The 23,383-nt window shown below is 56.5% G+C and carries 15 protein-coding genes and 9 pseudogenes; 19 read left to right on the top strand and 5 right to left on the bottom strand.

From position 1 onward, the window contains the following. Positions 1–53: 53 nt before the first annotated feature. From FHX05_RS28660 to FHX05_RS28595, 15 genes and pseudogenes are all read left to right on the top strand, one after another. Positions 54–320, top strand: a pseudogene (locus FHX05_RS28660) (IS6 family transposase); the annotation flags it as partial. A 532-nt stretch (positions 321–852) separates the two neighbouring features. Then, a pseudogene (locus FHX05_RS28655) lies at positions 853–1,973 on the top strand (group II intron reverse transcriptase/maturase). Positions 1,974–2,035: 62 nt separating this feature from the next. Next, a pseudogene (locus tag FHX05_RS28650) lies at positions 2,036–2,500 on the top strand (DDE-type integrase/transposase/recombinase); the annotation flags it as partial. 288 nt (positions 2,501–2,788) lie between these two features. Further along, positions 2,789–3,025, top strand: a complete 237-nt coding sequence (locus tag FHX05_RS28645) for a type II toxin-antitoxin system prevent-host-death family antitoxin (RefSeq protein ID WP_183876158.1) — start codon at positions 2,789–2,791, stop codon at positions 3,023–3,025. A gap of 3 nt (positions 3,026–3,028) precedes the next feature. Further along, the gene (locus tag FHX05_RS28640; protein WP_183876156.1) at positions 3,029–3,436 is read left to right on the top strand and encodes a PIN domain-containing protein; all 408 of its coding nucleotides are present in this window, start codon (positions 3,029–3,031) and stop codon (positions 3,434–3,436) included. A gap of 29 nt (positions 3,437–3,465) precedes the next feature. Next, a complete protein-coding gene (locus FHX05_RS28635) occupies positions 3,466–3,813 on the top strand; it encodes a DUF3088 domain-containing protein (protein ID WP_183876178.1) in 348 nt (115 codons plus the stop codon). A 594-nt stretch (positions 3,814–4,407) separates the two neighbouring features. Next, the gene (locus tag FHX05_RS28630; RefSeq protein WP_183876154.1) at positions 4,408–4,629 is read left to right on the top strand and encodes a hypothetical protein; all 222 of its coding nucleotides are present in this window, start codon (positions 4,408–4,410) and stop codon (positions 4,627–4,629) included. Then, positions 4,629–4,979, top strand: coding sequence for a chemotaxis protein CheW (locus tag FHX05_RS28625; RefSeq protein WP_183876152.1), 351 nt, complete (start codon positions 4,629–4,631; stop codon positions 4,977–4,979). Before FHX05_RS28630 ends, FHX05_RS28625 begins: the two co-directional genes overlap by 1 nt. A 69-nt stretch (positions 4,980–5,048) precedes the next feature. Then, entirely contained in the window at positions 5,049–5,273 is a 225-nt protein-coding gene (locus FHX05_RS28620) for a hypothetical protein (RefSeq protein ID WP_183876151.1), read from the top strand. 172 nt (positions 5,274–5,445) lie between these two features. Next, complete coding sequence (locus tag FHX05_RS28615) at positions 5,446–7,365, top strand: methyl-accepting chemotaxis protein (protein ID WP_183876149.1); 1,920 nt, start codon at positions 5,446–5,448, stop codon at positions 7,363–7,365. Between the two features lie 100 nt (positions 7,366–7,465). Further along, positions 7,466–8,416 (top strand): annotated as a pseudogene (locus FHX05_RS30645) (PAS domain-containing protein); the annotation flags it as partial. Positions 8,417–8,455: 39 nt separating this feature from the next. Continuing rightward, the gene (locus FHX05_RS30640; protein WP_246699148.1) at positions 8,456–9,790 is read left to right on the top strand and encodes an EAL domain-containing protein; all 1,335 of its coding nucleotides are present in this window, start codon (positions 8,456–8,458) and stop codon (positions 9,788–9,790) included. Between the two features lie 609 nt (positions 9,791–10,399). Then, positions 10,400–11,011: pseudogene (locus FHX05_RS28605) on the top strand (transposase); the annotation flags it as partial. A gap of 82 nt (positions 11,012–11,093) precedes the next feature. Beyond that, complete coding sequence (locus FHX05_RS28600; RefSeq protein ID WP_183876146.1) at positions 11,094–12,452, top strand: ISKra4 family transposase; 1,359 nt, start codon at positions 11,094–11,096, stop codon at positions 12,450–12,452. Positions 12,453–12,474: 22 nt separating this feature from the next. Beyond that, positions 12,475–12,813 (top strand): annotated as a pseudogene (locus FHX05_RS28595) (IS701 family transposase); the annotation flags it as partial. Here the strand turns inward: FHX05_RS28595 and FHX05_RS30635 are convergent. From FHX05_RS30635 to FHX05_RS28585, 3 genes and pseudogenes are all read right to left on the bottom strand, one after another. Next, a pseudogene (locus FHX05_RS30635) lies at positions 12,811–12,917 on the bottom strand (chemotaxis protein CheW); the annotation flags it as partial. The pseudogenes FHX05_RS28595 and FHX05_RS30635 sit on opposite strands and share 3 nt — an antisense overlap. 38 nt (positions 12,918–12,955) lie before the next feature. Then, a complete protein-coding gene (locus FHX05_RS28590) occupies positions 12,956–14,968 on the bottom strand; it encodes a methyl-accepting chemotaxis protein (RefSeq protein WP_183876144.1) in 2,013 nt (670 codons plus the stop codon). 303 nt (positions 14,969–15,271) lie between these two features. Further along, entirely contained in the window at positions 15,272–16,264 is a 993-nt protein-coding gene (locus FHX05_RS28585; RefSeq protein WP_183876142.1) for a helix-turn-helix domain-containing protein, read from the bottom strand. A gap of 260 nt (positions 16,265–16,524) precedes the next feature. Here FHX05_RS28585 and FHX05_RS28580 point away from each other — a divergent pair, with 260 nt between their 5' ends. Then, positions 16,525–16,731 (top strand): hypothetical protein, encoded by a 207-nt coding sequence (locus FHX05_RS28580; protein ID WP_183876140.1) that lies wholly within the window; start codon positions 16,525–16,527, stop codon positions 16,729–16,731. Between the two features lie 409 nt (positions 16,732–17,140). Here the strand turns inward: FHX05_RS28580 and FHX05_RS30630 are convergent. Then, positions 17,141–17,386: pseudogene (locus FHX05_RS30630) on the bottom strand (IS21 family transposase); the annotation flags it as partial. Between the two features lie 164 nt (positions 17,387–17,550). Between FHX05_RS30630 and FHX05_RS28575 the strand changes: the two are divergent. Next, positions 17,551–18,225 (top strand): annotated as a pseudogene (locus FHX05_RS28575) (EAL domain-containing protein); the annotation flags it as partial. Between the two features lie 1,078 nt (positions 18,226–19,303). On the opposite strand, the gene FHX05_RS28570 reads toward FHX05_RS28575, so the two are convergent. After that, on the bottom strand, positions 19,304–19,525 hold the full coding sequence (locus FHX05_RS28570; RefSeq protein ID WP_183876138.1) for a type II toxin-antitoxin system ParD family antitoxin: 222 nt from the start codon (positions 19,523–19,525) through the stop codon (positions 19,304–19,306). Positions 19,526–20,395: 870 nt separating this feature from the next. Between FHX05_RS28570 and FHX05_RS28565 the strand changes: the two genes are divergently transcribed. Beyond that, on the top strand, positions 20,396–23,005 hold the full coding sequence (locus tag FHX05_RS28565; protein ID WP_183876136.1) for a GGDEF and EAL domain-containing protein: 2,610 nt from the start codon (positions 20,396–20,398) through the stop codon (positions 23,003–23,005). A 42-nt stretch (positions 23,006–23,047) separates the two neighbouring features. Further along, complete coding sequence (locus FHX05_RS28560; RefSeq protein ID WP_183876134.1) at positions 23,048–23,293, top strand: transposase; 246 nt, start codon at positions 23,048–23,050, stop codon at positions 23,291–23,293. The last annotated feature ends 90 nt before the right edge of the window (positions 23,294–23,383 follow it).

The following is a 23,383-nucleotide window of genomic DNA, read 5'->3' as shown; positions in this document are numbered from 1 at the left end:
CGGGTGGCGTTGCCTTAACCGATTTGCATCTGTCATGATGATATTCGCCAGCGATGACAAAGCTTCCCATCGGAGATTCAACGCCCCGCTACCGGCGCCACCGCTTTCCTGCCGAGATCATCGCCCATGCTGTGTGGCTCTATTATCGGTTTCCGTTGAGCCTGCGTGGCGTTGAAGACCTGCTTGCCGAGCGTGGCATCGATGTCTCGTTCCAGACCGTCTCCGAGTGGGTCGCGAAGTTCGGCTGCAAGTTCGCACATCAACTCCGGCGACGGTCGCGAGGCAACTTTGCCGACAAGTGGCACCTCGACGAGAGTGTGCCGCGAGGCACCCACAGCAGTGTGGGAGCCAAGCTGCACGGAAGATGAGGGTATGGTCCCTCGAAGCTGACCGTCAGGGGTAGGTTACAAACCACTGCAAGCTGCAACGGTAAGGAGCCGTGGTGGTGAGCGTTGCAGAAAAGGCGGACGTTAGTCCGTCAGGTGAGGTTTGGAGAGACGAGCGCAAGCGAACCGCTGATGACGTGTCGAAAAGTGCAAGATGATGTCGAAACCGGGAGGAATTCGTTAGCCCGGGACAAGTCTGGGGGGCGACCTGATTTCTGCCCAGGCGGCATCCGGCATGAAGGCGGCGTGACTCGTGACCAGGCTTTCGTGTGGAACGCGGGAACCTGTCGCTCCGATGTTAAGGGAGAAACCCAAGCCGGCGGTCCCTGCGAGGGTGAGATTACCGAAGCGGAGCACAGGGGCGGAGCAGCCCGTAGTAGTGCTGAAGGTCCTGTAATGGGGCTGGAGCGAAGGGGCTGCGTTGTTCAGCTCTGGAGCGTGGACAACCGGCGACGGGAGGATCCTCGTGGATAGAGCAAAGCAGTACGCGATCCCGAAAAGGGAGGTGTGGGAAGCATATAAGAGGGTTAGAGCCAACCAAGGAGCGGCTGGTATTGACGGCCAGACGATTTTGGACTTTGAGGCTGATCTTACGAACAACCTGTACAAGCTCTGGAATTGGCGGTGGAGCCTGAATTCCATCCGGATTCCTATGGGTATCGGCCCGGCAAATCGGCACTCGATGCGATCAGCGTGGCGCGGCAGCGATGCTGGCGTTACAACTGGGTTCTTGATCTCGATATCAAGGCTTTCTTTGATAGCATTGAACCGGACCTGCTGATGCGGGCTGTGCGCAAGGACACCGATTGCCCGTGGGTGCTTTTATACATTGAACGATGGCTGAAAGCGCCAGTGCAGATGCCGGACGGAAATCTCGTCGCCAGAGAACGAGGAACGCCACAGGGCGGGGTAATCAGCCCTCTCTTGGCAAACCTCTTTCTTCACTATGCGTTTGACATGTGGATGTGTCGGAATTTCCCGAACATTCCGTTTGAGCGTTATGCTGACGACGCGATCTGTCATTGTCGGACCGAGGACCAGGCGATGGCGCTTCGGAACGCTCTGGACGCGCGTTTTACTGATTGTGGGCTGACGCTTCATCCTGACAAGACCAAAATCGTCTATTGCAGGGATGAAAGTCGGCGAGGCACTCATCCGGTCTACAAGTTCGACTTTCTCGGCTACGCTTTCCGGCCGAGACTTGTGAGCAAGAAGGCCGGGGGCATGGGTGTTTCATTCGGTCCTGCGGCCAGTCCGACGGCGCTCAAGGCGATACGGGGCACGATCCGTAGTTGGTCCTTGCACCTTCGCAGTGACAGGGCTCTCGATGATCTGGCACGGATGTTCAACTCGTACATCCGCGGCTGGATCAATTACTATGGTCGGTTCTGTCCTTCAGCTCTCCAACCTACGCTCTGGAGTGTCGAGCGATACTTGGCCCGATGGGCCTCGGGAAAGTACAAGTCCTTGCGTGGGCATAAGCGGCGATCCCGGCATTGGCTTTTGCGCATCGCGCATCGCCAACCTCGGCTGTTCGCCCATTGGCCTCTGCTTCATGGATACGGTCGAACAATGGGAGCCGGATGATGCGAGAGTATCACGTCCGGTTCTGAGAGAGCGTGGGGGTGAAATTCCCCTGCGCCACTCGCCTGGTCGTCTCGATCAAGGGCAGGAAATATTGGCTTTGGCGTGCCGTAGATGCTGATGGTTATGTTCTCGATGCTCTGTTGCAAAGCCGGAGAAACAAAAAGGCAGCTCTTCGGCTGATGCGCAAGCTGCTCAAAGGACAGGGCGTCATGCCGCGAATGATGGTAACCGACAAGCTGCGCTCTTACGCCGCCGCAAAGGCTGAGTTGATGCCAGACGTCGAGCATCGCTCGCATAAAGGATTGAACAACCGCGCGGAGAACTCTCACCTTCCTGTGCGACGACGAGAAAAGCGCATGATGCGGTTCAAATCGGCGATACAATGCCAGCGTTTCGTCTCAACCCACGGTCAGATCGCCAATCTCTTCCATCTTCATCGAAAACATCTCACTGCCACTGATCATCGCCAACTTCGCGCCCATGCCATCACGGCCTGGCGAGAAATCGCCATGTTAATCGAGGCCTGAAAGCTATGCCAAAGACTCCCTTTCCCCCCGTACTCGATTAAGGCGACGCCACCCTTCGGACACAATGTCGTCGACGTCCTGTTATGTGCCGTTGATGGGCGTCTGAAGACGGTCGCTGAGGTTGCTTTCATCGCGCTCCTCAGTGGCGACGAGTTTATGCTCCTCGCGGAGACGGATGCGCTATCAGCAGCACGCCTCCCCCAAGATTTTTGGGTGCGCCCGCACCTTTTTGACATTGAGCCGCTATAACCCTATATTCTGACCATATAGTCATTTCTTGAGGTCGCCATGAAGAGTGTCCCCGTCGTTGAGGTAAAGGCCCATTTTTCCGCTTTGCTGGCCGAGGTCGAGGCGGGCGAGGAAATCGCCGTTACTCGGCATGGCAAGATAGTCGCACGTTTGGTTCCGGATTACTCCCGTAAAGCAGCCGACGCCTTTCGTGATCTGTGGACTGATAGCGCGGAAATCGATCTGGCCGCGCCTGAAGACCAGCCGGCTGAGGGCGTTGCCTCGTTGGACAGCTAAATCGTGTCTGCCCTTTACCTCTTGGACACGAACATTCTGATCGCAGGTCTGAAGGGGCGACCTGAGATTCGCCAGCGGCTGGAGACGGAGGAGTTGAGCACTCTACGGCTTTCAGTGATTGTGCTGGGCGAGTTGGAGTTTGGCGCAGAGAAAAGCGCCTATGGCGAACGCAATCGCGCGCGTCTGGCCACCCTGGCGCAGCGGCTGCCACTGGTCGGTATCGATCACGACACGACGCTGCACTATGGACGGATACGAGCGTTCCTGGAGGGCCAGGGAACGCCGATCGGAGCAAACGATACCTGGATTGCGGCCCAGACACTGGCAATCGGCGCGACGGTCGTAACGGACAATGTCCGCGAGTTCTCCCGTGTACCCGGTCTAAGCGTCGAAAACTGGCTGCAGCCCTGATATTCCAGATGAAGGAAGCGATGAAGAAGATGAACCGCGACAGGCTGTTCTTGATACGCCCAGGTTTTGAAGACCCGGCCTATCCAGGCCAGCGGTTCTATTGCTGGCATTGTGCGCTGATGGAAGGGGTATTGGTATCGTTCCCCACGCTGGCGCAGCGGCTCGACGTCGAACGGATTGAATGGCCTCGGCCGAGACTTCCCGTCATTGAGCTTGTGGGGGAGGAAAACCAATCCCTTCCCTTGCTGGTGCTGGCGGATGGAGCAACATCGCCTCATCAAACGGGAACTTATGAGGGCTTTTCGTTCATCTCAGAAAAGGATAAGATTCTCGCAGCCCCGTCAGAGCGGCATGGTTTTCCCAATCCGCATCCGTAAGTTTGCAAACTATCGCGAAAGCAGAATGCAGCTAGCGCCCACGCATCTCTCGCCCTCTAACAACCACTTGCTTTGATCTAGTAAAGTTGGCGACCGGCCCAGTCATCATGACCGTTGTGCGGCCGGTCGCCGCGTTCGTCCCGGGAGGATTTCCGTTGGATCCATAGCATTGGGACCATTGTCAATTTGCCGCAAGGCCGTCACTCTAGCAAGCTGGTTGTCCACACCCCGTGGAGTATACAACAGGTAATCCCGCCGCCACGCGGTCGAACTTCTGCTCCAGAGAAAGAAGGTTATCCACTTTCTTCGCGACTATCCGAATCGCGAAACTTCTGCGTTCCGCAGGCCGCGGAGTAGCGTTTTATTAACCCTGGTGCGTGCTTTGATTGAGTGAGAGTTGACATGCGGCTATCGCCACAGCGTTTGCATCTCCGTCGCCCCAATGATTTGAGGCGATGCCCTTCAAATATGATCGATATCCTCCGCCTCTCGCCTGCGTGAGCGGATATGCCGTCCGTAACCCGAGTGGATATGCATGCTCGCTGCGTGTCGAAACAATCGTTGCTCCTCCTTCGCTCCAAAGGTACACGCGACATGCCTATTAGTTCCCTGAAGATCAGTACGAAACTGCCGGAACTGAGGTGTCTGATCGTGGCCATCGGCTCTTGCATCAACCGCCATGAGGCGACGCGACTACGATCCATCGACAATGCCCATACCGCAGTTCTCGAACATGCACTCGGCAGCAAGTTTGTCAGCGCCTTCGGCGGCAGAACCGCTGCGGCGTTGGCTACAAATGAGTGGAAGAAATCTTGATGCGGGCGGCAACTTCGGCCGCCGGCCATGTAGCGACGCTGGGAATCGTCGCTTTCCATCTCGGTGACCAGCAGTTCTGCATCAAGACCACCTCGATCCGGGAAATCCGAGGATGGGCCGCGGCAACGTCGCTGCGAAAGTCGGCAAGAACATTGTTGGCCTTGTCGTCGGTCAGGGGTCGGAACATTCTCGCGATCCGAGTGGACCAGGTTCAACCCGCGCAAGAGCTTGGAACGTCTTTCAATCCGAACCTTTTGTATGGCATCATCCCGCTCGAACGAGGCGAGGTCTACTTTCTCAATCTCGACCACATGTTCGAGAGGCTGGAAGAAAGGGCACACGCCGCATGAACCGCCATCCCGGCCGGGAAACGGCCGGGATCCTCCAAAAGCTTCGAATATTACCGGAAGACACGACCAATGAATGTAAACACCACCTTATCTCGCCTTGAGCCAACCAACACGAATGACGCCTCGCAGGCCTCCATTGAAATTGAGACGAAAGCGGCGCTGGAACGGGAGAGGGACGAACTCCTGCACGTCACCAATTATATGGAAGCGCTCTATGCCCGGTTGCTAGGAGTGTCGAATGGGCGTTCGATAGCCGCGGCGATTGGTGAGCAGGCTGATGGAAAGCCCGGGTAGCCACTTTGCGCGCGATAACGATCCACTAATTTTTGCGATGCACAAAAGAGACACGAGCGACGGTTCGTCATGTGTCGCTGCAAAACGCCATGATCCGTTTGCAGAGATGATTTCTCCGGCAGCCTTGCGCGATCTATCGTCGATTTCGCCTCCATTAAGATCGGGTATTGAAATGAACCGCCCCAGCATAAAAACCGCACTGCCTGGCATATTTCTTCTTCTTTTTGTGACGACCACCGCAATGGGGTTCGTCGCAGTACGCGGATTGGCGAAGACCAATGAAGCGACAGTCGACATCGCCACTAACTGGTTACCAAGCGTCAAAATGGCGAGTGCCCTTAACTCGGATATTTCTGATTACCGCATTGCGGAAAGCTCGCATATTCTTTCGACCGACCAGGACGGAATGAAGCTCGCGGAAGCGGAGCTGGAGTCCGTATCCGCACAACTGGCCGCTGATCGCAAGGCCTATGAACGCCTGATTTCTTCGAAACATGAACAAGATGTTTACGATCAATTCAGCGCCCTTTGGTCGAAGTACCAAGTACTTCATAAGCAAATGCTCGACCTGTCACGCACCAACAAGAATTCTGAAGCAACAGCCATGTTCAAGGGGGAGATGCGCGAAACCTTTGGCGAACTGTCCGGACTTCCGGACGAACTTGTCCAAATTAATGATGACGGTTCGAAGCAGGCCTACAAAGACAGCGGCGATGCCTTTGAGGCAACCCAGGTCGCGACCTTCTCCGCGCTAGCTGCCGTAGCTCTCATGTTGATCCTCTCGACCCTATATGCATTAAGGGGTATATCTGCGCCGCTCACCACTATTACCAGCACGATGAAAAAGCTTGCTGAGGGCAACACGAACAGTGCTGTTCCATTCATTGGCCGCGCAGACGAGATCGGTGCGATGGCCGAGGCGGTCGAAGTGTTTCGGCAGAACGCCGTCGCTAACAAACGCCTCGAAGAGGAGGCGGTTGCATCTCGCGGCCTGCAGGAAGCCGAGCGCGCCGAGGTGCAGCGCCGCACAGAGCAGGAAGCAGAACAGTTGTGCTTTGCCTCAGAAAACCTCGCAGTCGGTCTGAAGCGGCTTGCCGCCGGCGATCTCGCCTTCCAGATCAACGAGACCTTCGCGCCCGATTTCGAGCCGCTGCGCCAGGACTTCAATCGATCCATCCGTCAGCTCGGCGCAGCACTTACGACGATAGCCGAAAGTGTCGACGCGATGGACAACGGCACACGCGAGATCTCGTCAGGCGCCCAGGACCTTTCCAAGCGGACGGAACAACAGGCTGCGTCGCTCGAAGAAACTGCCGCGGCTCTCGATCAGATCGTCGCCAATGTTGGCTCGTCGACGAAGCTGACCGAAGAGACCCGCACGGTCGCCACGCAGGCCAACCAAAGCGCTCAGAAATCTGCCGAGGTTGTTTCCCATGCCGAGGAGGCAATGCGGCGGATCGAGGAAAGCTCGCAGCAGATTTCGAACATCATTGGCGTGATCGACGAGATCGCCTTCCAGACCAACCTTCTGGCGCTAAACGCAGGGGTCGAGGCTGCGCGTGCCGGCGAAGCTGGCAAGGGCTTTGCCGTCGTCGCACAGGAAGTGCGCGAGCTTGCTCAGCGCTCGGCGCAGGCGGCCAAGGAAATCAAAGGTCTGATTCAGACCTCGACAGCCGAAGTCGAAGGCGGAGTAAAGTTAGTGCGCGAAACCGGCGAGGCGCTGAACGTCATCGGCGGATTCATCAGTCAGATCAACAGCCACATGAACGCCATCGCCGTCTCGGCCAAAGAGCAGTCAACGGGCCTTGCGGAAATCAATACTGCCGTCAATTCGATGGATCAGACGACCCAGCAGAACGCGGCCATGGTGGAACAATCGACCGCCGCCGCCTCCAGCCTTGCCCAGGAGGCGGTGAAGCTTCGCAATCTCATCGCCGGGTTCCAGTTGGAAGCTGCTGCTGGCCCAGGTGCCGCCCGCGAAACGGCAAAGCCGGTCGCCTCTCCGGCCCGTGCCCTTGGCAACAAGCTTACCCGGGCCTTCGGCAGCAGGACGGCGACCGCGGCAGCAGCCAAGGAATGGGAGGAATTCTGACGGAAGCTTCATCTTCAGTCCGGCAATATGCCGCCGCGTAGCGGTCTAGCCACGCCAATCTGCAAACCAGTCGCGTTCAAATGCCCAACCCGGATCAGACATGGATAATTGTAAGAAGCGCTCCCACCTGCGAAAAGGCTCCACGAAAAATGCATATCGCGCGGATCGTCAACCGCCTATCGACATGGGCACGCTCCGGACCTGCGTCGCGCTGCTGGATCTGTTTCGAGGCTCGCCAGCAAAGACCGCAAAGACCGGACAACTCACCACGCTGCGTAACAGCGCATATGAGATGGCGGAAAAAGACCTTTCCACAGAAAGCCTGGACGATGCCTATCGTTTTCTTGAAGGATTGATCATCGTCATACCGGATATTCTTTTCGAGATTGACCGGGACGGCCGTTACTTGGAGGTATGGACCAAAAGTCCGGAATTGCTAGCTGCGACCCGTCAGGAGCTCATCGGAAGGACGCTCAATGAAGTGCTTCCTCCAGACGCCGCGGCCGAAGCGTTGAGTGGAATTCGCGAAGCCGAAAGGAACGGTTCCACCCACGGCAAGGTCATTCCCATCATACAGCAGGATGGCACAACCCGCTGGTTCGAGCACTCCATAGCCGCGAAACCGGGCGGCGATGGCAGGAATACCACGTTCCTGGTGCTGTCCCGCGACGTGACCGATCTGAAGCGGACCGAAACCGTCCTCAGCGAGGCGCGAAACCATCTGCTTTCCGTGCTTCAGACCATGCCCGATATGGTTTGGTTGAAGAACACGGAAGGTCGTTACTTGCTATGCAATCACGGCTTCGAACGACTTGTCGGCAAATCGGAAGCGGAAATTGTGGGGCATACGGATTTCGACCTTTTCGAAAGAGAACTTGCAGAATTTTTTCGTCACAAGGATCAGAAAGCGGCCGAAGCGGGATGCATCACGGTAAACGAGGAATGGGTCGTTCACGGCGATAGCGGCGCTTCCCAATTGCTGGAAACCCGAAAGGTGCCTGTCAGGGACGAGGATGGAAGAATTAGCGGTATCCTCGGAATCGCGCGTGACGTCACCGAGCTGAACGCTTCCCGGCAAGAGGTCGAGCGCATGGCATATTATGACGGCCTGACCTCGCTGCCCAACCGGGCCAGTTTCAATAGTCTTCTGCAGGAATTGATCTCCGATGAGGCAAGGTGCGAACCGCTTTCCGGCGTGATGCTGGTCGACATGGATCACTTCAAGAAGATCAATGACACCATGGGGCATCCGATAGGTGATGAGCTGCTATGTCAGGCGGCGAAGCGTTTGAAGGAATGCGTCGAGCATTTGGGAACGGTAGCCCGGTTCGGCGGCGATGAATTCGCAATTATCCTGCCGGATATGCGAAAGGATGAACTGGCACGACTGGCGAAGGCATTGCTCGACAAGTTCGCCGACGCCTTCTCGCTGGACGGCAGGGAGGTCTTCGTTTCATGCAGCATTGGTGTTGCAACTTATCCGGACGACGCAGAAACGGCCGACGATTTGATCAGATACGCCGATTCGGCGCTGTATTTCGCAAAGCACTCCGGCCGTGGTGCCTTTCGTTTCTATTCGGCAGAACTGACCGTGAAAGCGGAGGAACGCCTGGAAATAGAAACGGAACTCCGACATGCCCTCGAAAGGCGAGAATTGACGCTTTTCTTTCAACCGAAATTTCGGTTGCAGGATCACACGCTCACCGGCTCTGAGGCATTGCTCAGATGGCACCATCCACGGTTGGGAAACGTACCGCCGGACCGCTTCATCCGCATCGCGGAGGAAACGGGGCTCATCTTCGAAATCGGGCGCTGGGTTCTCCAGGAGGCCTGCCGAACGGCCGTTGAGTTCAATGCCGAAGGATCGTTTTTGCACAAAATTGCCGTGAACGTCTCCGCCAGGCAGATATTGCATCAGGATCTGATAGCGGAAGTCGCCGATATTCTTGCCGAAACGAACTGCCGGCCTGAGTGGATCGAAATCGAGATAACGGAAAGCGTTTTCCTTGATGACGAGCAAAAGACACTTAAGGTGCTGACATCGCTCCGCCACATGGGCATATCAATCGCGATCGACGATTTCGGGACAGGCTATTCGGCGCTGAGCTACTTGGCCCGCTTCCCGATCGACGTGCTCAAGATTGACAGATCCTTTATCAACAATACTGATGACCGCAACCGAGAACTCATCAAGGCAATTCTTTCGATTGCCAAATGCCTCGGCCAGCAAGTGGTAGCGGAAGGCGTGGAGACGGAAAATCAGGCAGCCTTTTTGAAAGCAAACGGATGCCACGCGGCGCAGGGCTATCTCTACAGCAAGCCAATCCCAAAGGACGAGGTAAGGGGCTGGCAGCCGGAAACGGGCACCAATAATATGGGGCCAAGGCGTTTGATCACATCTGGCAAGGTGCACGAGACCGTATGAGATAGCTGGTAACTTACAAGATTCCTAGATTAAAAGATTATTGGCCAATAGCCATCGACGGGATCGTTTCGGTCTCTGCAGAAGCCTCCTCGGCCAGGCATCACCAACAGGCGGGCAACCGCATCCCGCCAAATACAGCACGGGCAGTCCTACGAATGCCCCGATTGCCGGCGTCCCATGCGTAGGACAGGCGTCACCCTAGCGCCTGTTGCACCACCGCGACCATCATCCTTCCGGTGCGATACATCATGATGCCCGACAATCAGCCTCTCAGAATATTCCCAGTCGTTCAGCGCGTCTTCGGCGAGCAATATCGCTCGACCGCAGCAAGCTCAAAAGGCTGCGGATCCCTTCCAATATCGCAGCGAAGTCCGCAAAGTCCTCGGCAAACCGCACCGGAAAGCATCATTCCCGGCTCAGTGCCGCCCGCAAAGCAGTCGGGACCAGATACGGCGTCCTTCATCTCCGGCAGGTTGGCTCTCAATTCCCCATAGCAGGTCAAACAACCCGCGTCTTAGTTCAATCCGGCTTACATGAGGCCGCCCCGAACTCGCCGCACCGCCTGATGCGACCTCAAATAACCCTCCAGATTCCCAAGAAGGGATTTCGGTGATTCCTAGGAGGTCGGCTTTTGGAGGTGCCGGCCATGGACGAGAACTGGCAAGCTGATTTGGAGCGCTGGCTAGCGCCGTTTGTTGGGGCGCTGCGGCACAAGACGAGGGCACGGATGTGCCCTGCGTATGTCGCGGGATTGATCGGTCCTGGCGATCGCAAGAGTGTTCAACCGATGGCGGCACGTGCTGGCACCGTCAGCTACGACCAACTGCACCATTTCGTAGCGAGTGGTGTCTGGGATGCGGCGCCGTTGGAAGCGGCGCTGCTGGCTGAGGCCGACAGACAAGTTGGCGCGAACGATGCGTGGCTGATCGTCGATGACACGGCACTGCCCAAGAAGGGAAGCCATTCGGTCGGCGTGGCGGCGCAATATGCCTCGGTGCTTGGCAAGAACGCCAATTGCCAGACGCTCGTGTCGTTGACACTGGCTTCTGGCGAAGTGCCGGTCATGGTGGGGTTGCGGCTGTTCCTGCCCGAGAGCTGGACTTCCAACCCCGCCCGGCTCGATCGTGCCGGTGTGCCTGATGACCATCGTGCCTACAGCACCAAGCCGGATATCGCTTGAGTGCGCCGTTCAGGCAGGCGCTCACCGCGCGCGGCCTTGCCTAGGCCGTCGGCATCGAGAGTGGGGAAAAATGTGGGGGTAAGAGTATTCAGGTAATCGAGTGCTTTTTGGAAAGGGTACTCGTTGACCGCACAATTGAAGATGATCATCTCCGTGGAGCTTGTGGGGGTGGACGGCGTTCAACAGCGTCGCGAAATTGCCAACGTTAAGCGAAGTGTCGATGAGGCTCGCCTCGAGGATTTTGGCCTTTCCCTGGAAGAAGCCAAAGAAATTCAGCTGCATCTGCAGAAGGAGCTGACGCAGTTTCAGACGGATCAGGCCGCCCAGCGTGATCGGAAGTGCCCGCACTGCAATTGCTCTCGCCAGGTTCACGACTACAGATCCCGTACGATCCATTCGCTCTTCGGCCTTTGTCGTGTGCGCGTGCCACGGTGGCGACGTTGTGAATGCGGATCGAGCGCAAGATTGGGCACCGATTGCGCCCCGACCCTGTTGAATGGAAGAGCAACGCCGGAATTGGAGCGAATTCAGGCAGAACTCGGCTCCCGTTTGTCCTTTCGAGAAGCAGCTCGTGTACTTGATATCTTTTTGCCGACGGCAAGAGCCCATAATCACCGGGCTCTGAGTAACCGGCTGGCCAAGGTTGCCGATCAGATCGAAAAGTGGGACGTTGCGAGCCCTTATCGTCTCAGTCGCGCCGGCAAGTCTCCCGTTTCCGTTTTCATCGACGGCGCCTATATTCGTGCTGTTCCCGGCTATCAAAGCCGGCATTTCGAGATCGCGATGGGACGCGTTGTTGCGCAAGGCCGCGCACCGCGTCAGTTTGCCGGTGCGCCTCATATCGCTACCGGCAAACACGATATCCTTCGCGCGGCGATGCGCGCACAAGGATGGCTGCCTGGCCGAGATGTCACTGTCTTCAGCGACGGAGAAGTTGGCTTGCAAAGCATCGTTGTCAGCGCAACACGCGGGCCCGTTACGCATATTCTCGACTGGTTTCATCTATCGATGCGGCTGCGGCACGTTGAACAGACCTGGGAGGGCATCAGACATCTGCAAAATCTGGAAGTCTATCTACAAAACGTCGCAATCCATGTGCCCAGACTTCGGCATCTCCTATGGAGTGGATATGTCCGAGAGGCAAGCGAGGTCGTAAAGCAGATGCTTGCCCAATTGGATCAGCATGCCGGGCTGCGCGATGCGAACGGCAAAATCAGGCGTCTATACGAACTGATCAGCAATTTTGGCACCTACGTGATCCAAAACGAAGCTTCGATCGTCAACTACTGCCAGCGGTACTGGTCCGGCTTGCCGATATCCAGCTCACCGGCTGAAAGTGCTGCCAACAGCCTGGTCAATGCTCGGATGAACAAGAAGCGTCAGATGCGTTGGTCGCCAATTGGCGCTCATCGGGTTCTTCAGGTCCGAGCCGCCGTTGCGGATGGTCGACTTGAGCAGGCAAAGCTAAATCTTGCAGCGTGACCCCCAGGTTTTTCCCGCTCCCGTCAGTTGGCGGCGTGGTACCAAAGGTCGCCTCTCAGCGCGCTTCGCCGCTGTCCGTGTTCGGGTCGCCGACGGTCCACCCCAGCGCATCCGCGACATGGGTGCCCAACACTTGCCTGGTGAGGAGGTCTGGGTCATCGGCGAGCATCGCTCCACCGACGAGCGCAAATATTCTCTCTCCAATCTTCCCGCTGACACCCCGCTCAAGCAACTCGCAGGCGCTATCAAGGCGCGCTGGGTATGCGAACAGGCGCATCAGCAACTCAAGGAAGAACTAGGCCTTGATCATTTCGAAGGACGTTCCTGGATCGGCCTTCACCGGCACGCGTTGACGACGATGGGGCAGCGGCGTTCCCGCTGCCCATCCCGGGATTTCCCGGATCGCGGTGGTCTTGATGCAGAGCAGAATTGCTGGTCGCCGAGATGGAACACAATGATTTCCATGGCAGCCGTCTGGTTCGCGACCGGAGAGACACACGTCCTCAAAACTCCTCCCATTCCGAGGCGACCGCTGCTGCCGCTACACCGCGTCCGCCAAACGCGCCGGCGAGCTTGCGGCTGAGCACGCGGGCCGGCGATGCAACCGGCCTGCTGTCATGATCGACGGCGCGGGGAGCGGCGCCGTGACCATCGAGCTTGAAACGGGCGATCAGGCGGGCAAGTGTCGCCGCCTCGTCGGCCAACCGGTTGGTGGCGGCGGTCGATTCCTCAACCATCGCCGCATTCTGCTGCGTCACCTGATCCATGTGGTTGACCGCGGTCGAGACTTCACCCAACCCTGCCGACTGTTCCTTCGCGGCCGTGGCGATCGAATGCACATGCTCGTTGATCTTGACCACATGGCTCTCTATCAGCGACAGCGCCTCGCCCGTTGCTGTCACCAACTTGACGCCGGAAGTCACTTCTTCGCCGGAACGGTTGATCAGGCCTTTGATATCCTTGGCGGCGTTGGCTGAGCGCTGGGCAAGCTCGCGCACTTCCTGGGCAACGACGGCAAAACCCTTGCCTGCATCGCCGGCACGCGCGGCCTCCACCCCGGCATTCAGCGCCAGCAGGTTGGTCTGGAAGGCGATCTCGTCAATGACGTTGATGATCTGGCCGATCTCGCCGGAGGCTTTCTCGATCCGGCCCATCGCCGAGACGGCGTCCTCGACCACAGCACTCGACTGTTCCGTCGACCGGCGCGCCTCGTCGACCATGTGGCTCGCCTCCGTCGCTCGCTCGGTCGAACTCTTCACCGCAACGGTGATCTCTTCTAACGCCGAGGACGTCTCCTCCAGCGAGGCCGCCTGCTGCTCGGTGCGCTTGGATAGATCGCCGGAGGCATTGCGCATCTCGCCGGCGCCACCGTTGATCGTGTCGATTGCCGAGCGCACCTCGCCGAGCACCGAGCGGAGATTGGCCATTGTCGCGTTGACATTGTTCTTGAGTTCGCCGAATGCACCCTGGAACTCGCCGCGCATCGACTCCGTCAGATCGCCTTCGGCCAGTGCCGAAACAACCCGCCGGGTCTCGGCGATCCCGTGGTCAACCGACGTCACCAACTCATTGACCTGGGCGGCGAAGCGGTTGAGGTCGGCATTGTCATAGTCCTTGCCTATACGCCTGGTGAAATCGCCGGCGACCGCCGCCGACACGACTTCGCCAATGCTCGATTGCAGATCGGCGCTCTTCGCCTGCAGCGCGGCCTCCTGGGCGTTCATCTCGCGCACCTTGATGCCGTTCTGCTTGAACACCTCCACAGCGCGCGCCATCTCGCCGATCTCGTCGCCGCGTTCGGTGAAGGGTACGCCCACCGAGAGATCGCTATTCGCGAGTGTTGACATGGTTGCGGTCAGCCGGCGTATGGGTCTCACAACTTGTGTTGCACTCATCAAGAAACCGAGGGCGAGTGCAAGCACTGCACCGAAGCCAAGGGTCAAATAGCTCGTCATGATGATCGCGTCGGATTCTGTACTCGCTCCATCGCTCTTTCGCGCCAATTCGATTCTAGCCTTGTCGGAGAGCGCAGCAGTATCCTGACCGGCTTTCTTCCGCGCCGGCCGAAACTTCTCAATGGCGAGCGCCATCGCAGTCGCATTGTCCCCGGCGAGCGTCGCGGCAGAAATCTGACGGGTCACGTCACGCAATATGCCAAAATCGCCAGACAGATTGTCCAGGTCGCGCCTCCAGTCAGGGTAATACCGGGTTGCATCTTCGATGAGTTGGGCCGTTTGAACGAACGTCTCTTCCACTTCCTGGTTAGACTTTCTCATATCCTCCTGCGTCTGCTCTGCAATCATCCGGTACAGAAGACGGCCGATCGACTGCTGATTGTTATCGATCGCCGCAATGGTGAGTGTGCCGTTGACGTCGGTATCGATAACCGCGCTATAGGTCGTGTCAATCGACCGAAGCTTCCTTGCCTCGTAGATGCTGACGCCCGAGCCAATGGTAACAGTGAGGAGTGTCAGACTTAGCAATTTCGTGCCGATCTTCAGGGAGTTCATGGACATGTAAAAGGTGCCTCTGGATGAGAGTGACAGGCAATGGAGAAGCACATCCGCGTGGCCCCTTCACCTGGGGCGGACGGCGCAAGGATATGGATCATGTTTGAAAAGGACCGCTTCAAATCATTCGAGCGGAGAAGGCGCCTTTAAAACATCGCGACCGCTGGTCATTGATGGGGCCTCGTCGGTCCACCAAAGGATCAAGGACATTAACGACACCTTGCCTCCTGGGCTGCAATTCGCAGTACCTGCGCAAACGGGATAGCGATTGCGGAAATCAGACAGTTTTCCAACCTTTCAGTAACGGCTTCAGACCGTTGGCAGGCGCTTCCTTGTTTCGGATGGGCTCTCACCGTAGGCGGCTCGGTAGGCGAGAGAGAATCGCCCGAAATGAAAGAAACCCCATTTCAGACAAACAGCCTTCACGGACTGATTGTTGAACGGATCGAGAAGGTCCTCACGAGCCGCCTTCATACGAATGCTGCGAAGATAGGCGGCGGGCGTCGTTTCCCTGAAAGCGCGAAACCCATTCTCAAGCGTGCGAAGGGAAACGCCGGTCGCCTCGGCGATCTCCGCCATGGATATCGGCTGGTCAATATTCTCATGCATGAAATCGATCGCGCGGTGGACGTGCCTCGGTGCAATCAGATGGAGTTTTCTGTCCAGCACATGTGAGAGCCGATGGGGAACCGATCGAACGATCAGGTCAGCCAGCGCATTGGTCAAGTTGGACATGGCAATACGTGAATGCAGCAGGGGACCGTTGTCGCGCATGCCAAACGAGATAGTTCTTGCAAGATTGCCGATCAACTCACCGGAGTGCAGGGATAGATCCAGGACCGGCATCAGCGCGAGCGATCCATCCAGCGGCATCTCAAGGATCGCCGCGACCGCTTGCACCATGACGGCCCAGTCGAGCCGCAGGGTCTCCGAACGATGTGGGGCTCCGCGGATATGGAAGCGCTCGACTTCATGATTGTTCACGACGAGCACCTTACCAGGCGAGCCTTCGATCCTGTCGCTACCAAGTGTAACGTCGATGGCACCCGTTTGCGGCAGCAGGATCGATAACCATTCAGGTGTTTCCGGGACCGCATGTGCCCGCCACTCAGTCTGAAACTCGCTGATGATCAAGGTCGCCGTGCCATCGCTCCAGAGGCCGGACTTCCACTCAAAGTCACGCCCCAAACCTTCTGGTGATGCATTAAAGGGGCCAAACCGGCTCGAACAAGTTTCAATCATACCTTCAAAGGTCGTACCGGAGTGGGAAGGTTTGAAATCAGTTGCCTGTATTGCAGTCATTCATTTTCCTATAAAATATGCAGGCGCAGCTATCGGCTTCACCATTGCTACTGAAAGTGACAGTCGGACGATCTGGTCATGCCCGAAGTTAATTGTTGCGCGTATCGTATACGGCTTTCCAATTGTGGATGCGGACCGACGGACTCAGTCCGCATTAAGCAAGTTTCGCGCCAGATTGACCTGCGTAGGTGCTTACACGGACAGCATGATGCTGTTCGCGTGTCGGCCGGCACGGTCATCTCTGGGTACGGAGACAAACAATGAGCAATCGAGATTTTATGCGTGCGGCAGCTATCGCGCTTGATGCTGTGATGCGGGTTCCAAAGAAGGCTCCTCCCAAATCGAAGCCTTCAAAACCAAATGTCAGTAGTTCAAGCGAAACTGTCGCCGCTCAGGATGAAAATCGCGCGGAATTGGCCAGTGCACCGCCTGTTACGATCATGACCGAAATCGTCATCTCGGCCTGAATTCAGTCCGCCATTCGTACAACTGGGAGAAACCTCCCTGTTTCGCTCGTCTCTCTACCAATAAGGTATTCAAATCAAATGCAGCCACGACCGTTCGTAATCGAAATAAAATCCCCCCGCCTCAGAGCCGTCCAAAAAGAACGTGCCTCTCTATGGGCAAGTGTCGATCTCGAAAAAGCTTACCGCGAGATCGCGACCGAGTTTCCTATGATCCAGATTGAAGTAAGCTCAGCTTCGGACGCCGTGTGCACCGGCCAGTAATTCCGTGATTACTCCGTTGGTCTGCATCAGCTATCGCGGCTTAGAAGCACCTTTTAGGCGCTCAAGGCTCTGCGCGACACGCGAGGCGTCGCCGTTTCAGTTAACAAGGACGCCTTGATCGCGCTTCAAAAGCAAGCCGCGGCGACCGAAGGTCGCGCAAGTCCTCGAATATCCGGATCAGTGTCAGCCGTTCACGAGAGGATTTGGCCTCGTTGGCGAGCAGCATTCCATCGAGCTGATCGCGCCAGGGGCCGAGCTTCGGCTGAGGTTGACGGGTCCGCTCGTATTTGAACTCCGTCTCATCATTGCGCAGAACCTTCCCCACCACTTTCCGCGATATGCCAAGCTCCCGGCAGATCGCCCTAACACTTCTTCTGTGGTTGCCGCCCGTTATGCAAGAGGTTTTTGATTGACTGAACGTGTGATCGAGTGCGGTCTTCTGTCAGCCCTTCGATTGCGGCATTTCAAAAACCGCTGGCCGGTATGGTGATCTGCGGATCAGGTCCAAATCTACTTTCCGAGCTGTGAAGCTCATAGTGCTAACTGGTTTTCCTAATTGACGGGTCACTTGTTCGACCAGATCTCTTCATTCCGCTCGCGGAGGAAAGCGGTCTGATCATGCCGATCACGGATCAGGTTATAGAAGCGGTTGTCCTGGACCTCAATAAGCTATTGGTCACAGATCGGTCTCTGCATATCGCCATCAATCTCAGTGCGGAGGATATCAAGACCGGACGTTTTCTGGCCGTTATGACAGCGGCGCTTGAGCATACCGGCATACATCCCCAGCAAATATGGCTGGAGGCGACAGAGCGCGGGCTGATGGATATCGAACTGGCGCGCGCAACGATCGACCGCGCTCGCCAACTCGGTTATGCCGTCGCCATCGATGATTTCGGAACGGGCTACTCCAGTCTGCAATATCTCGAGGGACTGCCGATGGATGCCTTGAAGATCGACACGTCGTTTGTCGAGACAATCGGCCAGGAGACCGCGACCAGTTCTGTGACGCCACACATCATCGACATGGCGAAGACACTAAAGCTTCGGATCGTCGCGGAAGGTATCGAGACTGAAGCTCAGGCGGAGTATCTGCGCGCCCGCAATGTCGAATTCGGCCAGGGCTGGCTGTTTTCCAAGGCTTTGCCCGCTGTGGACTTCGTCGCATTCCACCGGCGAAACAGGGAGCAAATCGATAGGTCCCCGTCCCCCGAAAACCGCCAAATTCGTTAGACATAAACTTACGCTCCGTGAAACAGAGCCACAATCCGACAGACATGCCAAGCAATATTTGTCACATCAGACCATCGGACTCCGTGCGCCTTTTAAGCACACACAACTAAATAAGCGATCGGTGTCGCGACTCTCATCATGGCCAGTGGGCCATGACCACACCAATAGGCTGGACTGTGACGGCACCGTCCGGCGGGCGCTCATGCGGCAAACGCCTTACTGATCGTTCCACACTAGTCAGACAACCACTCTGGCCGGCGGTCGGTCTCTCAGCCTGCCTGGCTCTGTCACCGGTGAACGCGCATAAGGATAGTATTGAGTCAAAAGCCACGTCAACTTCAGCATCATCATCCTCACGGCGATAATCTGCATTACAGCCATTGCCACCGTCGGCATGCAATGGCAAAAAAGTGCGGAATGATTGCACAGAGATACGTGGCGGAAATGAGGGGATGCGGAGCTGCCAATCGCGATCTTGTCCACATGAACCCGAGAATGAAGCATGCTGGGCGAAGGCAACTAGCGCGGACGCGTGACACTGGCACTGGAGGTACGCATTGCCTGCCACATCTTGGATTGGATCTCGGATATGGCAGTGCAACAACCATCAACAGGAGATTTCCGAAATGGCCCTTGAATCGATCGTACGGAGAGTGGCCAAACTGGAAGCACAGCAGGCTATCTTCAATGTCCGTCTCGGCAAATACGAACGCGCTAACACCACGTGCCATAAGGTCCTACTCGATACCCCTTGTCCCGCAGCGGTTGAAAATTGCCAATGATCCCGAGATCACAAAACGCCTCGGCGACTGGCTGCGCCGGCAACTACCTGGCTTCGTCACGCGCTGCGGCGGCAAGGCTCTCTCGCCGAATTGCTCGGCACGAGCGGTCTACATCAGACAGAGCATAAAGACGAAAAAGCGTCACTCCAATCAGGAAGCTAACCTATGTTCATCGAGCGTCTCTGCATCGTACTGGTTGCGATTTTTCTAATCAGCGAAGCCCTGCGGCTCGCTCCTCAGTTTGCCTGATATCTATCGCTGGATTGCAGCGCGATCAGGGGAGTGACTGCGGATTGTCATTCGCGATGAGGTCGCCTATCTGCAGCATGGCTCCGCTGCTTGTCAGCATCGACTATGCTACACATAATCGACGAATCCAATGCAGCCAGTTTCCTATCTCGATCTTGAATTAGTCGAATACCTTCCCGCAGAACCTCACTTTTCGAGCCGTAGCGATTGGCATCGACGAACTGCTGAATGTAGGTTTCAAGCTGTTTATCCGGACCAGCAATGCTCACCTGCTGTTCCTGGCGGCAACAAAAAACCAGGCGCCGGAATAGATAACGGGTTGGCGCCTGGCACAGAAGGAGTTTAGTGCGCACATCAATATACTATACGTCGGCGTGATTGGGGAGTCCTCAACAAGCTCCGACTCTGGACCGGGGGCTCTTTGAGCCCGCAGAAGCCGGGCATCGGGCCCCTGCCTCTCTCTCAAAGCCTCTGTATGCTGCGCGGCGATGCTGTGGCATACCGCCGCCACATGCTTGCAATTGGTGCTAACCGGGAACCGCATCAGCTGTTCAAGCGCCCCCGTCACGGAGCGGGCAAATCGTCTGGCGATATGTCTTTCCGCCACTGCCCGCGAACCGATACCGTGATATCGCCGTCCGCCTCATGGCAAATGTGTGAAACTCGTCCACGCCGTGCATAGGGAATGTCGCGCTCCCAGGTGCGCGCCTCGAACAAGGATCGAAAGTGCCGTTCAGTCAAATCCATTGGGCACCAGGTCCCAAATCGCATCCGTCATTCTATTTTGTTGGCGCTAACAATCCGACGGGCACAAGCCGAAACCCGTTTTTATCCCGGGATGAGACCCCTTGCGCTGCCCTCGCCCATCATCTCGAGTACCTGCACGGTCATCGTGCCGGATGAGCGGGTGGGATCGCCCCACAATATGACCGTCAACGGACGGCGGCCTCCGGTTGGGTCAGAAGCTTGGTAACGGAGACATTTGGCAAGCACAAGGCTGCAACCTTGCCATAACGGGACTATCCGCCTGTGCCGCGAATTAATTTTCCACCGTCGCTCTCGCACCCTGTTAACGGCAAATTTATTTGCCTCGATGAAGCTTGTTCTCTCGTGATCTCGAAGTATTGGAGATAACTCGTTTGAATTCAGTCATCGAGACAGCCCGTTGCCATCAAGAGGATGATTGCTCTCCAGCTACGGCGTGGTTGGCCGACGCCGAGCTCGCGGCAGCTGTCTTGGCTCCGAATGGCGAGATGATGGAGGCAAACTCAGCCCTTGCGAATGTCGCTCGACTTCTGCCGGGCTTTCGCGTCGGAAGGAATATCCACGACTTCCTAGACGCCCATGATAGAATTATCTTCGACGCGCAACTCGTAGCAGCAGTGGCGATACCCGGCGTTACCCGGATCGCGCAGGTCTTCTTGCGTAGCAACAACGGCTCTTCTTGGCATGTCTTGATCGAGCTGGCAACGAACGTCGACGGAGCCGCGCTGCCGCGCCCGGTGCTGGCGCGTTTTGTGCCGACTGACGTGCATCTCCTTCGGACCGCGACGGAGACGAGCGCCGAAAGACCGTTGGATTTCGCCCTGATCGCTAGCCGGACTGCGGTGTGGGATCATGATCTCGAGCGAGAGGAAACATGCTACTCAGATATATGGCGCGAGATTCGCGGCCTGTCGGCCGAAGATGCGGTTCCAAGATCGCTGGATGAGTTGCTTGAACAAGTTCATCCCGATGACAAGCAAACAGTTTTGGATGGCATTCACGAGCAGCGGCAAGGAGATGCAAGTCCTTGTGTATTTCAATACCGTTACAGGCATCGGCAGGGCCATTGGATCTGGATTGAATGTCGCGGTGGCTGCGTCAAATGGGATAGTGACAACCGCCCCCTCCGTGTCGTGGGTACGGATACCGACATAACGACCAGAAAAAATTCGGAAGAGACGCTTGAGCGGATATCGCGTCGTCTCAAACTGGCACTCGAAGTCTCGAAGATCGGTGTTTTCGAGGCTGACTTTGACTTGGGTAGTGCCGAATGGGACGCGGGCATGTTCCGCTTATATGATGTCGAGCACCAATCTGAGGTGAAGATTGGCGGCTTGTGGGAATCCATGCTGCATCCCGATGATATGGAGCGGGTCTTCAAGAAAGTAGATCACCACGTCGCTAATCTTATCCCCTTCTCGGATGAGTATAGGGTAATTTTTCGGGACGGCTCGGAACATTTCATTCGGTCCCGAACACTGCCGTTCATCGACAATGACGGCCATCGCAAGATGATCGGGGCGAATTGGGATGTTACCGCCGATCTCGCCCTCCAGCGGGATCTTGCGCACGCCAAGAAATTTGCAGAAGCGAGGAACGCCGAACTCGAATCCGCCAAAAAGCATATTGAATACATTGCGCTGCACGATCCTCTGACGGGTCTACCCAACCGCAGGTATCTGGAAGAAAAGATCATTAGCATTGAAGCCGATTGCAAGGCCACCGGTGGCGGCGCTGCTGTGCTCCATTTTGACTTGGACCGCTTCAAGCAGATCAACGATACCTATGGGCACTATGTCGGCGATGTTTTACTGCAGCATACAGCAAAGATACTGAAGGCGAGCGTTCGAAGCGATGAATTCGTTGCCCGCCTTGGCGGCGATGAGTTCATCGCGATCGTCAGATTTGACGGTTCGGTGGAGCCGCTTGAGGCGGTATCCAAGAATATCGTCGATGCATTGCGCAAGCCCGTAAACATAAATGGAATCGACTGTCGCTCCAGTACAAGCATCGGTATTGCTTGCGAAATCGGTCGCGACGTCGACGTGCGTAGCCTCCTGATCAATGCGGACATCGCTCTCTATCAGGCCAAAGAGCATGGGCGGAACCGCTTTGACTTCTATTCAACTAAATCTCGCAGTCGTGTGGTGACCTTAAAACAGATTTCGGACGAGATCCTGGTTGGATTGGAACGAGACGAATTCATTCCGATGTATCAGCCGCAATTCGACGCGATAACGCTCGATATTGTGGGCGTCGAAGCGCTCGTCCGTTGGCAGCATCCAACGCGTGGTCTTCTTGCACCTAGTGAATTTCTCCAAATTGCCGACGAAATGAACATCGTCGGCGACATCGACGACTTGATCTTTCGAAAGGCCATGGCGGACTCGGAGATTTGGGCAAAGGACGGGGTGTCTATTCCAAAATGCTCCGTCAACGTTTCCGCCCGACGCTTGCAAGATCCCAAACTCAAGACCCTGCTCGGCATAGATCCGGAAACGGCTAGCCGCTTCTCGTTCGAGCTTCTAGAATCAATAGTCCTCGACGAGTTGGATGCGCAAATGGAGGAAAACCTTGCCTACATTCGCAAGCTTGGCATATCGATTGAAGTAGATGACTTCGGCACTGCGCATGCCTCGATCATGAGCCTTTTACACCTCCGGCCTCACACCCTAAAAATCGACAGGCGGCTTATCCGCTCTATAGATACATCATCGGAGCAAAGGGAACTCGTCGGCTCCATCATTGGTATGGGGCATTCTCTCGGCGTTAAGGCGACAGCCGAGGGCGTAGAAACGGCTGGACACGCAACTATACTTCGAGACCTTGGATGCGATATTCTTCAGGGCTTTGGACTGGCCAAGCCTATGTTTTCCTCAAACCTGATCGAGTTCGCCAGGAACCGGGTCTCCAGCAAAGTGGCTGATCTGTCAACGTTTCAGCGTAACAGGTGTTCCGCTCCCACGTTGTGCTCGCCGCCCTGATCTGTGATCGCCTATCCATGGACGAGCAACGGGAGTTTCTCCATGGAGAGTACATTGGAGGTTCTCACGACCAAGAAGTCTGGACGTGAGGTTCATCGGCACTGGCCGGACGAGGTAAAAGCACAGATCGTTTCCGAAAGTCTTCGGCCTGGAGTGATGGTGAGTGAGGTAGCCGAGCGACATGGTTTGAAGCCAAACCACGTCTCTACTCTACCTGGCGAACGATGGCGCGGCAGGGCAAGCTGGTTCTGCCAGCACCCGAAGACGCCGTGGAGTTTGCAGGGGTAATCGTCGACCCACCTGTTTCGGAACCGCCGATCAAGAAGGCCAGCCGTCCCGAGATCATCGTCGGGTCCGTCACCATTCGTCTGGAAGAAG

The sequence above is a fragment of the Rhizobium sp. BK491 genome (assembly GCF_014194925.1).
Lineage (GTDB): Bacteria > Pseudomonadota > Alphaproteobacteria > Rhizobiales > Rhizobiaceae > Rhizobium.
Note: the sequence above shows the minus strand (reverse complement) of the source record. Positions and strands in the feature narration are given on the sequence as shown.